General features: G+C 63.5%; 19 protein-coding genes. 3 read left to right on the plus strand and 16 right to left on the minus strand.

The genetic code is table 11. The annotated features are described in order from the left end of the window. Positions 1-6: 6 nt before the first annotated feature. The 4 genes from ACQP2D_RS23005 to ACQP2D_RS23020 form a co-directional block, all read right to left on the minus strand. Positions 7-450 carry a hypothetical protein gene (locus ACQP2D_RS23005; protein ID WP_433677974.1) on the minus strand — a complete coding sequence of 148 codons (444 nt, stop codon included), beginning with the start codon at positions 448-450 and terminating at the stop codon, positions 7-9. A gap of 8 nt (positions 451-458) precedes the next feature. Continuing rightward, on the minus strand, positions 459-860 hold the full coding sequence (locus ACQP2D_RS23010) for a hypothetical protein (RefSeq protein ID WP_433677975.1): 402 nt from the start codon (positions 858-860) through the stop codon (positions 459-461). Continuing rightward, a complete protein-coding gene (locus tag ACQP2D_RS23015; RefSeq protein WP_433677976.1) occupies positions 861-1,586 on the minus strand; it encodes a hypothetical protein in 726 nt (241 codons plus the stop codon). A 174-nt stretch (positions 1,587-1,760) separates the two neighbouring features. Further along, positions 1,761-1,952 (minus strand): hypothetical protein, encoded by a 192-nt coding sequence (locus ACQP2D_RS23020; RefSeq protein ID WP_433677977.1) that lies wholly within the window; start codon positions 1,950-1,952, stop codon positions 1,761-1,763. 190 nt (positions 1,953-2,142) lie between these two features. Between ACQP2D_RS23020 and ACQP2D_RS23025 the strand changes: the two genes are divergently transcribed. Next, complete coding sequence (locus tag ACQP2D_RS23025) at positions 2,143-3,471, plus strand: pentapeptide repeat-containing protein (protein ID WP_433677978.1); 1,329 nt, start codon at positions 2,143-2,145, stop codon at positions 3,469-3,471. A gap of 101 nt (positions 3,472-3,572) precedes the next feature. Here ACQP2D_RS23025 and ACQP2D_RS23030 read toward each other — a convergent pair whose 3' ends face one another. Continuing rightward, on the minus strand, positions 3,573-3,908 hold the full coding sequence (locus ACQP2D_RS23030) for a hypothetical protein (protein ID WP_433677979.1): 336 nt from the start codon (positions 3,906-3,908) through the stop codon (positions 3,573-3,575). Positions 3,909-3,937: 29 nt separating this feature from the next. Continuing rightward, positions 3,938-4,282, minus strand: coding sequence for a hypothetical protein (locus ACQP2D_RS23035; protein WP_433677980.1), 345 nt, complete (start codon positions 4,280-4,282; stop codon positions 3,938-3,940). Between the two features lie 303 nt (positions 4,283-4,585). Here ACQP2D_RS23035 and ACQP2D_RS23040 point away from each other — a divergent pair, with 303 nt between their 5' ends. Further along, the gene (locus ACQP2D_RS23040; protein ID WP_433677981.1) at positions 4,586-5,368 is read left to right on the plus strand and encodes a hypothetical protein; all 783 of its coding nucleotides are present in this window, start codon (positions 4,586-4,588) and stop codon (positions 5,366-5,368) included. Between the two features lie 51 nt (positions 5,369-5,419). Here ACQP2D_RS23040 and ACQP2D_RS23045 read toward each other — a convergent pair whose 3' ends face one another. The 8 genes from ACQP2D_RS23045 to ACQP2D_RS23080 all read right to left on the minus strand — a co-directional run bounded on the left by ACQP2D_RS23045 (position 5,420) and on the right by ACQP2D_RS23080 (position 11,835). Continuing rightward, complete coding sequence (locus ACQP2D_RS23045; protein ID WP_433677982.1) at positions 5,420-5,776, minus strand: hypothetical protein; 357 nt, start codon at positions 5,774-5,776, stop codon at positions 5,420-5,422. Next, the gene (locus tag ACQP2D_RS23050) at positions 5,776-6,180 is read right to left on the minus strand and encodes a hypothetical protein (RefSeq protein ID WP_433677983.1); all 405 of its coding nucleotides are present in this window, start codon (positions 6,178-6,180) and stop codon (positions 5,776-5,778) included. The genes ACQP2D_RS23045 and ACQP2D_RS23050 overlap by 1 nt, the downstream gene beginning before the upstream one ends. Then, complete coding sequence (locus tag ACQP2D_RS23055; RefSeq protein ID WP_433677984.1) at positions 6,177-7,247, minus strand: P22 phage major capsid protein family protein; 1,071 nt, start codon at positions 7,245-7,247, stop codon at positions 6,177-6,179. The genes ACQP2D_RS23050 and ACQP2D_RS23055 overlap by 4 nt, the downstream gene beginning before the upstream one ends. Positions 7,248-7,256: 9 nt before the next feature. Continuing rightward, positions 7,257-7,919: a hypothetical protein gene (locus tag ACQP2D_RS23060; protein ID WP_433677985.1), complete on the minus strand. Its 663-nt coding sequence runs from the start codon at positions 7,917-7,919 to the stop codon at positions 7,257-7,259. A gap of 74 nt (positions 7,920-7,993) precedes the next feature. Next, positions 7,994-9,568 (minus strand): hypothetical protein, encoded by a 1,575-nt coding sequence (locus ACQP2D_RS23065; RefSeq protein ID WP_433677986.1) that lies wholly within the window; start codon positions 9,566-9,568, stop codon positions 7,994-7,996. Further along, positions 9,558-10,865: a PBSX family phage terminase large subunit gene (locus ACQP2D_RS23070; RefSeq protein ID WP_433677987.1), complete on the minus strand. Its 1,308-nt coding sequence runs from the start codon at positions 10,863-10,865 to the stop codon at positions 9,558-9,560. Before ACQP2D_RS23070 ends, ACQP2D_RS23065 begins: the two co-directional genes overlap by 11 nt. Continuing rightward, positions 10,862-11,494 (minus strand): helix-turn-helix domain-containing protein, encoded by a 633-nt coding sequence (locus tag ACQP2D_RS23075; protein ID WP_433677988.1) that lies wholly within the window; start codon positions 11,492-11,494, stop codon positions 10,862-10,864. Before ACQP2D_RS23075 ends, ACQP2D_RS23070 begins: the two co-directional genes overlap by 4 nt. Then, entirely contained in the window at positions 11,494-11,835 is a 342-nt protein-coding gene (locus ACQP2D_RS23080) for a P27 family phage terminase small subunit (protein ID WP_433677989.1), read from the minus strand. The genes ACQP2D_RS23075 and ACQP2D_RS23080 overlap by 1 nt, the downstream gene beginning before the upstream one ends. A gap of 400 nt (positions 11,836-12,235) precedes the next feature. On the opposite strand from ACQP2D_RS23080, the gene ACQP2D_RS23085 reads away from it, so the two are divergent. Further along, positions 12,236-12,715, plus strand: a complete 480-nt coding sequence (locus ACQP2D_RS23085) for a hypothetical protein (protein ID WP_433677990.1) — start codon at positions 12,236-12,238, stop codon at positions 12,713-12,715. A gap of 66 nt (positions 12,716-12,781) precedes the next feature. Here the strand turns inward: ACQP2D_RS23085 and ACQP2D_RS23090 are convergent, their stop codons facing one another. Together ACQP2D_RS23090 and ACQP2D_RS23095 are read right to left on the minus strand one after the other, a co-directional pair. Then, positions 12,782-13,165 (minus strand): hypothetical protein, encoded by a 384-nt coding sequence (locus ACQP2D_RS23090; protein ID WP_433677991.1) that lies wholly within the window; start codon positions 13,163-13,165, stop codon positions 12,782-12,784. After that, a complete protein-coding gene (locus ACQP2D_RS23095) occupies positions 13,152-13,862 on the minus strand; it encodes a hypothetical protein (protein WP_433677992.1) in 711 nt (236 codons plus the stop codon). The genes ACQP2D_RS23090 and ACQP2D_RS23095 overlap by 14 nt, the downstream gene beginning before the upstream one ends. Positions 13,863-14,419 lie beyond the last annotated feature (557 nt).

Genomic DNA, 14,419 nt, shown 5'->3' on the forward strand with positions numbered 1-14,419 from the left:
GCCTTGCTACACCTGAACCCCCAACCGGGTAAGGACATCGAGTACCTGGTCCCGGTCGGCACGCGCACGCGCCTGGGCCTCCGCGGTGGTCGGGCGCGGCTCCGGCGGTAACGGTGCGGCCGGGGTGGCGGCGAATACCGAGGCGACGACGCGGATGAGTTCCTTGGTGATGTCGATATGCCGCAACGCCAACAGTGCGGGCAGGTCGTAGTGCAGGGGTGAAAGTGGTTGCGGCTCAGCCTCTTCAGCGGGCTCTTGCTGGGCGCGGAGTTGGCCGAGTTCGGGGTCCATCAGTAGGGCGGCTTGGTAGTGCGACCACATCGGCAATCGTCGCAGCAGCCGGATCAGCTGTGACCATGGGCGTTCGCCACGCATATAGTCCAGAAGGTCCCAACCGTGGGTGAACAGGTCGGCCTCGATCTGCTCACCGAAGTCTTCGATGAGCAGCACGAGGCCACTCAGCCCCCCGGCAGCTCACCCGCCTGCGCCGGGTCGGGCAGCGCGTTGAAATGGGTGTTGATGGCATCGAACAACGGCCACAGCACCTCGGCGGGCTCGTCTTTCACCACCGCCCACACCGCCTCGAACCCGTCGCCGCACAATGCTTCGAACAGTTCCCGGATCCGCCCTGCGGGCATGTCCTGCCCGTCTAACAACGCCGCCAAAGTGAGTACCTGCCACACGGTGTCGGGTTCGTGGACCGGCGTCGGCGGAGTGGTGCCGTCGAACATGTAGGGCTGCTTGCGTTTCCGTTGCCGGGTCGCTCTAGCCTCGTCGCGCATCTGCAACCAGGTCGACTTCACCGGTGCGTTGGTGTCGGTGTTCTTGCGGCGGGGTTTGCGCCGCCTGGAGTTCGCCATTTATGCCACCTTCTGTGGTGTGCCCGCGGTGCCGCTGGTGCCGGCGGGCGGCGGGGTCGCGGGTGGGGTGGCGATGGTGAAGCCCATCGGGAGCACGAGGTCGCCGACGCCGGGACCGCACAGGACGTTGCGCATCGAGTAGCCGAGCTTGTCATCGACGGTGGCCTTGACGGTGATCGGCCATGCGGCGATGTTCTCCGAGTTCCATTGCTGCTGACCGACCTCGGTCACGCTGGCGCGCGGCATCACCCGCAGCACCCATTTCTCCCGCGCGCCGACACCGTCGACGAACAAGAAGATGACCCGGTAGTGGATGGTGTCCGGGGAGACCGGCTCGTTCCACGACAGCTCCTTGGTCACTGCGTCGGCCTGCACATCGGCCAGACTGCGACCCGAAACGAGCTCCAGCACAGGCCATTTGAACTCTTGGGCGGTGAACCCGACACTCATGTCGCGTTTGACGATGTCCGAACGCGTCGGCTCGAGCCAGCCCCAGCTCTCGGTCTCCGACAACTGCTGCTCAGGCTTGAACTGCGGCCCACCGGATTTATCGATCAAGCCCAGCGACGAATATCCCTCCAGCGATTGAAACTTCGCCGACGCCCCCGCCGTGAATGCGATCGGCACCTCGACGGTCATCGGCGCTACTAGCACCGCCCCTTTGAGCGGCTTGAACAGCAGATCCTTGTTCGCGTTGACGATCTGCTCGAACGTGGCTACCGCCATAAGGATTCCTCTCGAATGAATCGTCGTTGCCTCCCACCCATGCCGTGTGGGAGGCAACGGCATTCACGTCAGGCCGCGTCAGCCGAATCGGTGCCCGGAGCCGGGGCGGGTTCCTCGGAACCCGGCGCGGGGGTGGGCTGCTCGGTGCCCGGCTCCTGTGGGTTCTGCGGCTGCTCACCGCCGGGTGTCGGGGCATCGGCGACCACGTCGTCGAGGGCCTGCACACGCTGCTTGAGCGGTGAAGTCCAGCTGCTCACCGCCACCGGAAGCGACCAGGTCCTCGAGGCGGCCGATCTCGGCGACGATCTCGTCGCGTGCCTTGTCCAGCTGGGTGGCCAGGGCGTCGATGGTGTCCTGCTGTGCCATAACGGTTCTCCTTATTTCTTCGAGGTGATCACCCTGGTTGGTGATCGTGATGTGCCATATCGACATGGCGGTCCCTTCCGTAGGGAGTTCGGCCCTCTACACATTCGTGAGGGCCTGGCTAAGTGCGAGTCCTGTTGTCATGGAGCGGGATCGGTGGCCGCCGCTACGCAGCGTGTGATAGACGGATGCGGTGACCGGAGCCATCAAGCAGCGAAGTCCTACCTCCACGCGGCACCGGATATTGATCGCCGGCGGGTCCGTCCTCGCGATTGCCGCAGTAGTCCTTGCGCTGCTGTACAGTTCGTCCGGCTTTTGGCGCATCGCGGCCCAACCGATCGCAACGGCGCTCGCCGGTGCAGGAGCGATCTCCGCAGGTGTGCTGGCATTCGCGAACGGCAATCGGACACGTCAGCAGGACCGTGAGCACCATAACGACAAGGCACAACGCGAGCGCGAAGCCTCACTTCGTGACCGCTACACCACTGTGGCCGGACAGGTAGCCGACGCCTCGCCTGCGATCCGCCTTGCTGGTGTCTACGCGCTCACATCGCTGGCCGATGATTGGCACAAATTCGATGATGACCAAGAACGACAAGTCTGTATCAATCTGCTGCGCGCGTACCTGCGCGTTCCTGTACTGGACGCACGAACTGAGATGGCTAGTGCAAATCAGCTCGCCGAGCAGGAGGTTCGCCAGACCATCGTGCGCATCATTTGCGAACGACGTCTCCTCGATGGCGGTGAGAAGTGCTGGCGCACAGCCGAAACAAGCCTAGCCAGGTCCTCGCTGAAGTATTGCGACCTCAACTCCATCACATTGCCAGGTGTCGACCTGACTGGTGCCGATCTGCGCCAGGTCGAACTGGCGTCCGCTGACCTTCAAGGTGCCAATCTCGAGCACGCTGATTTGTCGGATGCGCGGCTTTCCTTCGCAGACCTTGCCCATGCCCGGCTCGACCGCGCCCAGATGAGGCAAGCGGATCTTGACAGCGTGGACCTGGCAGGTGCCAGTCTCGTACACGCGCATCTGGAGAGCGCGAACCTCAGTGGCGCTCAACTCACTGACGCTGACCTCCGCGATGCCAAGCTTGCGGATGCTCGACTCTGGGAGGTCATGCTGAGAAGAGCCAAACTCACTAAAGTTGATCTGTCACGTGCAGATATGGTCGATGCTGAACTGCCACATGCGAACTTGCAGGAGGCCATCCTGACATCGGCGTCCGCGTGGAACACTTCGTTTGAGGGGGCCGACCTTCGTGGGGCCAATCTCCAGGAAGCGGATATCTCGCAATCCACCCTCGACAAGGCCAACTTCGCCAACGCCGATCTGAACGGCGCCGACCTGCAGAATTGCAGCTGCGTGGGCGCGGTGTTCCGAGGTTCGAACCTACGCCGGACCAACTTGGCTGGTGCAGACTTCACCGATGCCGATCTCACCGAAGCAGACCTCACCGATGTCAAATTCTCGCCGAAGACAGTGTGGCCACAAGGCTTCCAACCACCGCCGACAAAGGCCTGATTGTTCGGCAGGGATCAATGCGGACGGAGCTGCACGGCATTGGGTCGTACTCTTGCAAAGCGCGGCAGTTCCTACTCTAGCGCGGAGGTGATTTACCGGTTCTAGAGCGCCCGGAACGAAAGCTGGTACACCGCCGTCTGTTTCCGATCCGCAGGATCAGGGACGGGCACGTCTTGGCCACCGGTGATCTCGCGGGTGGTGTCGATCAGTACTTCGCCGACGAGGGTACAGCCGGATTCGGTGATGCGTTGGCGGCATTCTTCTTTCATACGTTCGGCTTGTTCGTCGGTGGTGGCGTAGTTGTCGACGCGCACGATCGGATGATCGGTGATGCCGTCCTCGGCACCTCCGATGCGGCGAACGACGTTGTAGGGCAAGGGTTGTCCTTGCCGCTTCGCCTTGACGGTGGGCGCGACCGGCGACAGCAGCGTGATCAAAACTTCGTGCACGTTCGGATATGTCGGCATCACAGGGCCTGGATCCCGTGGAGGAAGTCGGCCAGGACGTGCTCGGCGGCATTATAGCGGGTGCCGCGTTCGCGGTATTCGGCGTAGTGGCTGTAGGCGTGCACGACGCCGAACTGGTGGCCATCCCCGGGATCGACGTAGCCGGTGACGGAGGTGGCGTTGCGGCCGGTGCGTCGGTGGGAGCGGGTGCGCCAATAGTCCGCGCCCAGGTCCACGATGTGCTGAAGGATCTGGCGGGTACCGGTGCCGGTGCCGACGGCGAGGTCGAGCGTGTTGCCGCCGGGGTCGTAGTCCACCTTGTTCTCCTGTTCCTGCTTCCCGGAAGGGTGGGTAGCGCGTTGCATATGGCGGTCCCAGAGCGATCTGTTCTGCTGTAGTAGAAGGTCGTCGGCTCGTTCGAGTTAAGGGGAGAGATGAAGTTCAGACGGAGGAACTCGGAGGCGCTGGCCGAGTTGGTCTGTGGAAATCTGGGGTCGGACGACCCAGGGTTCGGTGTGGAGCCGAGGTACTTTCCGTATCGGTCCAGCTCGTACATCACCGAGTTCTTCGATGACTTGGGCACCAACTGGATTCATGACGGGTCGACTCGGCATCGGTGGGTTGCCGATGTGCTCGACGCGATGTTGAACGAGCCCCACGATGGCCCAATGCATCCTCCGGAGACCTTCTGCCGTCTCATCGATCAACTGATGAGTCCGAGTGACGCGCTCAACGAGGGGCCGGACCGTCCGAAGGCGTTGGCGATGCTCAACGAGGTGTTGGCGCGGGAAGGGTTCGAAGCCTTCTATGCAGAGGATCGTCATTGCTACCTGCGTCATACCGGGACCAACACCGTCACTGTGTTACAGCCGAGTCCGCATCGCCCCCTTACCGCAGTGGAGGTCAAGCGCCGCAGTGATCTCGCGGCGTACCTGGATAAGTGCAGTGAGGACGAGTTGACCGAGGAGGTCTTGCTTCCGCTTTTCCGTCAACTCGGCTTCCACCGGATCACTGCGGCGGGGCACAAAGACAAAGCGCTCGAGTACGGCAAAGACGTCTGGATGCGGTACACGCTGCCGACTCAGCACATCTTGTACTTCGGCATCCAGGTCAAGAAGGGCCAGCTGGACGCTTCCGGCGTAACCAAGTCCGGAAACGCGAATATCGCCGAAATACACAATCAAGCGCTCATGATGCTCGCGCACGAGATCTTTGATCCAGACATCAACAAACGCGTACTCGTCGACCACGCTTTCATCGTGGCGGGCGGAGAGATCACGAAAGCCGCTCGAAACTGGCTGGGCAACACGCTCGATGCCACGAAGAGAAGCCAGATCATGTTCATCGATCGCAACGATCTTCTGAATCTGTATGTCGTGACCAATCTGCCCCTACCCGAGAGCGCGCTCCCTCCGACTACCGCCGTGTGGGACGATGAACCGCCCTTCTGATCTGCCGCCCATGTCGCACCGCAGCATCGAGAGACCGTCCGACGGCGCGGGTCAAAACCCGCGGGCGATGCGGAATCGGTGCCCGGGCGACCAGCCTGTAAGCGGATTGCATGGGGTGAGGACGGCTCCGACGATGCGGAACGGCTGGCCGTCGATCTTGACGCGGTCGGTGGCCAAGATGTCCGAACCGAGCGGGGCGGTGATTTGCGCGGCGACGGTAATCATTTCGCCATCGACGTAATCCTCACCGCTGGTCCAGGAGATTGAGCACGGCCCGATCCGGTGGTTGGGGTGGGCGTACCGGTCCAGGAGCTGGCCGTCTTGGTCGCGGAGGTCGCCGTAGGCGTCGGGTTTGCCTTCGCGGTAAACCTCAAGCATCACCCCGAACGGATACTCCGGTGTGTCCATCAGCAGATGAGGGGCTGCCCGCTGGCCAAGCCTGCGTTGCGGAGCACGAGAACGGCTTCGTGGCAGAGGCGTTCGGCTGCCCGCTGGATCGTATCGGGGTCGGGCTGGGTGTAGGTGACCGATCCGCCGTCGGCGCTCTGGCTGGCGACCACTGGCCGTAGCCCGGCGGCCGAGGGATCGATTCCGGCGTCCACCCATGCGATGACCTGCACACAGGTTGCCTCACGAAGCGCTTCGCGCAGGTCATCATCGGCAGGCAAGCCCGCGGGGGTGATGTCGTAGAGGTCGTTGCTGGTGATGTCGCGGATTCGGGTGGAGGCCGCCGTGATCAGCGCGGCAGCGTTGCCGGGGACGGGGTCGAGGCGGCCGGTGAGATCAGCGGGGGTGGCGTAGACGAGCATCACGCCGCCGCCGAGGTCTTGGCGGCATCTTTACCGGTCGTTGTATTCCGTTTCCCGGTCCCGGGATTCGTTTCTGCGCCACTGTTGCCCGTCTCCGTCGCGGGTGCTGGTACCGGAGTCGGGCCGGGTGTCGGTGCGGGTGCGGTGGTGGCGTTGGGGCCCTTGAGCAGCACGGCGCGGGCGGGGTCGAGGCATGTGACGCCGTAGAGGGTGTCGACGGAGATCACGGTGGTCTTGTGCCGGATGTCGTAATCCATGGCCACACGCATCGACAGACCCTTGTACTCAACGGTGTACACGTCGGCGCCGGGCGGCAGTTCCATCGGTGCGGACGCGAAAGCGAAAGCGGTGGAGTGGAACGCGACACCGACCTCGGTGCTGGGTTCACCTGGTGCTGGGTTGGGTGCGGGCTGGCCGACGTTCTGGGTCCAGAAGGTGTCGAACCCGACGATCTGCTGCCCGATGGAGCCTTGCCGCAGCGCTGCGGTGGAATTGGACTTGTCGGCGTGCAGCAGCAGCGGTTTGCCGAGCCAGCGGGCCTTGGTGGTCGGCCCCACCACGGCGCGTCGCCCGGGTGCGGGGACACTGTTGATGTCGAGCAGGCGTCCGGCTTCGATCAGGTTCTCGGGGTTCTCCCAGGCGCGGCTGGTTCCGTTTTCCATGGGTTCGGCTCCGCAGTGCTGGGTGACCTGGCTGCGCAGTGACAGGATGTCGCGGTCGACTTTCTGGGAGATCGCTTCCATGGCGGGGCGCAGGATCTGCTCGTCGAAGCTTTCGATATCGAGGGTCAGTTCCTCGCTAGTGACTTCGACCGAGACGTCGGCGATGGTGTCCAGGACGACGGGGATTTTGGATTCGGTGGTGTCTTGGATGACGATGCCGCGGGCGCGGTCGAAGGTGGTGGCTTCGAAGCGTGGGGGTCGCTTGACGTTGACGGTGTTGCCGACCTTTTGTGGGCCGAAGTCGCTGGAGACGTCGCGGTAGACCAGCGGCAGCATGACGGTCAGCTCATACAGGTTGGCCAGGCCGCGGCGCGCCAGGATGTCGGGGGTGAGGAAGATGTTGGGCACGGCGGTCTCCTAGGTGCGGGAGTCGGCGATCGAGTCACGGACTTTGCGGCGGATGGCCTCGATGTCGTCGTCCACCGCCGGGGCGGGTGGGGTGGCGTTGGCCGCGTTGAACTCTCCGCCTGAGCGCGCAACCGGTGGGGTGTTGGCGAGTTTCGGGTTGGTGGTGATGGCGTCGGCAACCAACGCATCGACTTGGGTGGTGAAATCGGTTGCCTCCGGGTCGAGTTCGTCGAGAACGCCAATGCCGCGCAGGTATGGGATCAGTAGTTTGTGGTCGCCGTGGTGGGTGTCGGCGGCCGAGGTGATGGCGTCTTTGATGCGGTAGTCGCGTAGTTTGCGGTCCGATGTGCTGGCGCGGTCGGTGAGTTCGGCGATGACCTGCTCTGGATCGGCGTCCTCGTCGGCGACCAAGCCGAGCGCGCGCCCGATCTCCTGTACAACTGCGTCGCGGGCTTGCTGAGCCGCTTGGTCGGCGGCCGCGGATGCACCGGTGCGTGCGCTCTCCAGGTCACGCCGCAACTCGGTGATGATCTCGGACAGCTGTGTTGGGTCGGGGCCTTCGATCCGCTCCGGCGCGGGCTGGGGCGGAGCTGGTTCGGCAGACGGAGATGGTTCCGTTGCGGTGGCGGGCGGTTCGGTCGGTTCGTCGAGCGGGGTGGGATCGTCGGACATGAGTTCCTTCCTCACTGGGTCTTTGTGGTTCGGCCCTGAAATGCCTTGGCCGCAAAGGAATCCGGCTGCCAGGGTCAGTGCGCTGAGTCGCTCATCGCGGCTGCCGGGCCGGGCGCGCCGGGTTGGGTTGCCTGGTTGCGGATCCGTTGGTCGACTTCGGTGCGGATGCGGTTGACTTCGTCGTTGACGTCGTCTCCGGACCAGTTCGGGTTGCGTTCGCGCACTGCCTGTTCGGTGGAGATCAGGTCCACGGCTTTGAGAGCAGCGAGCCGTTGTGCTGTCTCGAGCGGCGGAGCTTGCGCGCGGACGGGCCAGCGCACTTCAGGGTTGGCCTTCAGCTGGATCTGGCTGCCGAAGTGGATGCGGTCGAGTTCGGTGATGGTGCGTGCGAGTGGGGCGAGTTCGGCTTTCCAGTAGTTGATTTTCTGGTCGCGGGTGGCTTCGGAGAGTTTGTCGCGGGAGTTGATCTCGGTGGCGGTGATCAGTCCGGCGGTGCGGGTGTCACCGAAGGTGGAGGCCGATAGACCCGCGCCGCGCAGGATGAGTTCGGTGATCTCGGTGGCGGTTTCGCGGTGTTCTTGCCAGCGGATGGTGAACTGCTGCGGGATGATCGGCGCGCTTCCGTCCTTCAGGCTGCCCAACCCGGCTCCTGGTAGTGGTGTGAAGATCGCCTGCTCGGAGTCGAACACTGCGCCCGAGCCTGGTCCGCGGGATTGGGTGAGCGATTTGTCGACGAACAATCGGCTGCGGCCGAGTTCGATATCGCGCATCCACGCCGAATAGGTTTCATCGAGGGCGTCCAGGAGTGGTTCTTGTCCTTCGAGGTCGGAGCGGCCCAGTGAAGCCAAACCTGGGGTGTGGCGCCAGATCCGGTTGAACCGGACGTTGGGCACGTAGCAGGCGGTGAGGGTATTCAGCCCGGTGGCGATGGCGGAGTCCGCATCGACAAGCGGTGCAGCCCATGCGGTGTCGGGGTGTTCGATCAGCGGGCGGCGCTGACCGAGTTTGGCTCGGCCGCCGAGGTAGAGGCCGTGGTAGATGCGGCCGGGTGCGTGGTGTTCCAGATGCCGCCAGACCACGCCATTGGATGTGTCTTCTGCGACGACCTGCCAGAACGTGACCCCGACCAAGCGGTCGTAACGCCAGCGCGGCACAGCGCAGTCAGCGGCCATCTTGCCGAGGTTGACGTGGTCGCTCACGGCGCGGTCCCACCATGCCCGCAGATACACCCCACCCAACACCGAAGCAAGCTCGCCGGCCTCCAGCAGGGTCGCGGCTGTATCGGCTCCCCCGAGCAGCAACTCCAGACGGGATTGAGCGGTCTTGCGGTCCCCGCGAGCGTCGTCCTCGCCGATGACGAAGCGCGGTGGTTGGGAGAACAGCAGGCTCGATGAGCCCCGCGCGAGGTCGGCCGCGAGCGGGATGTGGAGTCGTTTGGTGGCTTGGGGGTTGGGGCGGCCCCAGAAGAAGCGGGCGATTCGGCCGACGAGGCCGCCGGAGAACTGGGCGGGCCGATACGCCGGATGGCGCTGGTAGATGTCGGTGAGCCGGTTGGTGTCGCCGGTGTACCAGGCATCCCACACCGTCATCGCTTTGTGTGCTTGGTCGAATGGTGGTGGCGGCCAAGCGATATTCGCGTCAGGCAGCATCGGGGACCTCGTCGAATCCGATCACCGGACGCCACAACCGTTCAGTGGTGATCACCGCATACCGCAGGGCATCGATGCCGTGATCGTTGACCTTGATCGGGGCGTCCTGGCCTTCCTCGGTGGCGGTGGTCGACCAGGAGTAGCCGGGGATCTCCAGCAACAGGGCTGGGCAGCGGGTGGAGATCCGAAGCAGGTTGCGGGCGAACAGCATCGCCAACACGCGTAGCCCGTAGAGGACGTCGTTGTCGGCGACCGCGGTCTCGATGCCATCGGTGTCGAGTTGCACCCGCAGTGACGCGGCCGATGGGTCGGCGATGACGTGCTCGGCGCGCATGCGGGACTGGCGCGGATCCGGTAGGTGAGCTTCGGCCAGCCACGCGCGCAGGTCGGCTGATAGTTCGGCGTCGGTTTTGCGTCTGCTCATTGTCGATGGCTCGTAGCAGTATTCGTCGACGGCGTAGAGGACACCGTCGACGCCGAGGCCCACCAGTACGGCGTGGGTGGGGTTGGTGGTGCCGTAATCGATGCCGATCGCGATCAACTGCCGCATCAACGGCAGTGCCGCCCAGTCGATGATGTGCTGGTCGGTCCAGGAGTCGAACACCGACCCGTCGGCGGCAACCCAGTGCCCCAGAATGAAGCGGCGATACCACAACCCGCTGTATTCGCGTTTGTACTGAAGTTTGCGTTTCTCCGACAGGGCAGGGTTGTCATCGAGCTCGAAATGCCATGTCCGCCAATCCGGCAACAGCGGTTCGCCGTCTGCGTCGAGTTTGCCGATGCGATCGAGGAACTCCCGTTTGAGCCAGTGCACCGGGTTGTCGGGGTTCGTGGACCCGAACAGGCGCGCGTCATCAAGGCTCATGCGACCGAGTAGCTGGCGGAAGAAGTCCGGGCGGATGACGGTGATCTCATCGACGTAGGCCCCCGCGACCGTCAGGCCACGTAACGACATTTCGGCTTTGGCGTCGCTGGCGCCGAGCATGTAGACGCGGCGCCCGAGGATGGTCGCAGTCGGTGCGCCGAGGGTGTAGGACACCCGCGCAGCGAGATGCCCGAACAGTGCAGGGTCGCGCATGGGTTCGATGACATTGCGGGCCAGTGATTCCCGCGTGCGCCCAACCATGACGAACTGCCCACCCGGGGGCGGGTTCGACAGAAAGATCAGCCAGCACAGAATCGAAGCGATAGTCTTCCCGCTCCGGATCGCGCCCTCCCAAATATTGCAGCGGGCGCTGGCCGCCACGATCGACACTGCTTGTTTGCGGGAGATCGGCAGTTCATCGAGCACACTCACTGCGGCGGCCCCAGCTCGTCCTCGTCGCCCAATGCGTCGACCAGGCCGTCCTCGGTTGGATCGTCGCTGATCTGATCGGGGGCCTGGTCGGCTTCGACGGCGGCTTTGAGTTTGCCGAACAGGTCCGAAAGCATTGAACGGTCAGCTGCGACGGTGTCGTTGCTGTGGCTGGTCAGTAGTTCGGTGAGGCTGCGCAACGCCAGCGATAGCGCGGTGTAGCCGTCGCGGACATCACGCAGCGGTGGTAGCGGCAGCGTCACCGGGATCAGAGAGTCCACGCCGCGTTCGTAGGTGGTGACCGGACTCCACAACCGTTCATGCAGCGCGGGGATCTGGTGCTCGATCATCTCCGCCAGATCCAGGCGGCGGCGCTTGAGCTGCTCGAGGCGCGCGGCACTCGCCTCGGCGGTCTGGGATTCATCGAAACGCAACTCGAGTTTGCGGGCCCAGTAGGTGATGGCGCTGCGGGTGACGCCGAGGATGTCGGCGATCTCGTTGCGGCCCTTGCCTTGTGCGTGCAGCTCGATGATGTGCGCCTGGTCGGCGTCGGTGATCTTGCCGGGCCGGGATCCCCCGCCCCGGGCGGTGTTGCGCGGGCGGGGTGGATCGGTGTTTCTTGGTCGGGCCATCAGGAGCGAAACCGTGCCGCCCATGCCGCGATCTTGCGGTCGGCGCGGTCGCGTACCGCGCTGATCGGGTTCGGTACCGGAGCACCGGAGGCGGCATCGATCACCAGCAACCCGGTTTCACCGAGGATGACGGTCGCTTCCTGGAACTCTGCCAATGCTTCGCAGTAGCAGGCGAACTCGACCAGATTCGCGGGATTCAGCTCGGTGTGGACAGCCAGCTGCTCCCACATCCGGCGGGCCTCCTCGGTCAGCCACTCCGGTGGGCTGTCCTTCCACGCCGACACCGACACTGGCTGTGCTGGGCGGCGCAGCGGAATCACGGGGAAATCGGGTGCGGTCATTGCGGTCGCCTCCTTCCGAAAGGTGAGCCACCGTGTGGCCCCACCATCGAGATGAGGCCACCGGCGGTGGGTTACGAGCCGGACGTGGAGGCCGCGCCACGGGATCCGGCGATCCGGCTGCGGGCACGCTGTCCTGCCGCGCGGATCACGGTGCCCAGGCGGCGGCCTGCTGCTGCGAAGCGATTCATCTCCTACCTCCTTCCCCTGAATCGGAAGCTGCACGCGAGGGCCCCGGCGACGGGGCGCTCGCGTGATCTGAGGGTTTTTCCTGTAATTCATTGCGGTGGTTGATGTTCACCGGAACGGCCGGGGCGTGGACTGGGGTCAAGTCCTGCGAATTGCCTTTGTTCCCACGTACTCTGGGCGACCGGACCACACCAAAGTTGCAAAGGATGATGTGATGGCGTCGGTGTTCCTGGAGTTCTGGCGGTTCAGGCGGCCACCGCCGGTCAGCGACTATCCGAGCATTCGCCAAGTGCATCAAGGGTGGCGCACCCCGATCGAGACGGCGCGTCCTGCCCAGGGCGAGACCAGCGCGCACGTGCCGTGCGGCTGCGGCGCGATCGGGGTCTACCGTGTGTTCGATGCCCAACGAACAAGAACACGTCGAACCCTGTGGTTATGGCTGTTCGTGGTGCCGGGCCTGATCGGAATGGGCATGGTCGCGCACAAGATCATCCAGGTGTTAACCACGGTACCGGTGCCGGACTTCCCCGATGTGGGTTGGCTCGTGGTCGTGGGGATCTTGCTGTTAACCGGCAGCGCCAGCAAGCACCTGTACGAGCACGAAGATGGCGTGCGACTGGACGGGGATGCGACAAGAGCCGCCAACACCCACGTCGAGTTCAATTCGCTCGACCACAACACAAGCTTCCGGTAGAAGCCAGCGAGGAAGTTTTGAACCGACTACTGGATGAGTAAGTCCGAACTCAGAGTCCGGGAATTATCAGCCGTCGAGGTCGATGCCGAGGATGCGGGCGACTTTTTCTCCGTCGAGGTATTTATCGCCCAGTTCGATCAGTTCAGCCTTCCGGAGAAACTCGTCCTTCTGTTCTCGGGATCGGAAGCAGATCGCGATCCAGAATTCGGAGTCGTTCATCGCCGCGAACTTTTCGGCCCATTGCTTACTCGCCCCCGATAGTCCTTTGCCGAGGGCGTCGAGTTCGGCTTTCACGTCGGCTTCGAGGTTGCCGGTGGAGGAGTCGCGGACCTCGGCGAGTGGGTCGGGGTGGGGTTGGCGTCGTAGTGCGTCGGCGATGTCTTCGCGTGACGCTTTGACTTTCGATTTTCCGGCTTTCAGGATGGCGAGGACTTCGTCAGGGAGCGGCATTCATGACCTCCGCGCGGAAGATTTCGAGATCGGCGAGTGGGAACCACGACAGGATCGTCTGGTAATCGTCGGGGTAGTGGGTGCGGATGGGGCCTAGGTAGTCGTAGCGGATGCCGTCGAGGGACCGTTTGAACATCCGGTAGTCGGGGCCGAGTTCGAGCCCTGCTTGTTTGATCCGTGCCCATACCTCTTTGGTTTCCCAGTCCCAGATCGGGGACTGGCGGCGGGTGCGGTGTTTGACCGCTCCCCACCGCTTGATCGCCAGCATCCGGGTCGCGGAGTCGGCGGCGCGGACACCATCGAGGATCCACGTGTCCGGGGCCGCGAACGCCTCACGCATCAACTCATCCCATTCCTCGCGCGTGGGGACCCACAGGTCGGCGGCCTCGATGATCGCGCACCGCTCGGGTGGTTGAAACACCAAGTTGGACAGCATCCTCCAGAACGCGTCCGCGGGCAGGTCGATAATCCTGGTTCCGAAATGCTGCTCGTAGCGGTCGAGATCGGCGCGGATGAAACCCAGGCCCGGGACGATGGACTTGTGGATCGGGATCACCTGGATGTCGCGGTCGGCGAGTTCGAGCCATACCGCGACGGAGTCCTTGCCGCGGCTGAAGTTGAGGATCACTGGCTTACCGGCTTCGGCGAGCCCATCCAGCAGCTGGGCAGAGGTGGGATATCCAGGAAGGCTGATCACCGGCGCTCCCCTCCCCTGAATAGATCAGGCGGTCGGACGGCACTGCGCCAGGGTGAACATGATGTCATATGAAATCCTCACTCTGCATGATTTCCTGTGCAGCCCAAAGGTAGGGCTCAATGGGCAGGCTAGAGGCCACCCACTACAGACACAGCACACACCCATAGCCAGCCCTCTGAGCCATTTTAAGGCCCTCAGATTGCCCTGGGGCTATTCACCTACCCTGATCAATTCCAGGCCACACAGATCATATTCAGCCTTTTTCATCTGATTTGAATTCACCTCTTGCATATCAGAGGTGAGTGTGATTTCTTGGTTGTGGAAGTGCTTTATCAGACTTCATTCACCACTGGGCACCTGCCTTCGACTTACGGCGGGGTCGCCCCAACAATCAGCCTATTGGTACGGCTTATTCATATCGTCTTCTGGGTGAATTCGGCATTCCGGTGACAGCGGAGCCATGCCAAATTACGGGGGAAGTCGCACGCAGTTTTACCCGCTCGCGTGGCCTCCGCATGCCGTTTTGACAATTCCACAGTGTGAACTCATGCAAGACA

The sequence above is a fragment of the Nocardia sp. CA-119907 genome (assembly GCF_050955995.1).
GTDB lineage: Bacteria > Actinomycetota > Actinomycetes > Mycobacteriales > Mycobacteriaceae > Nocardia.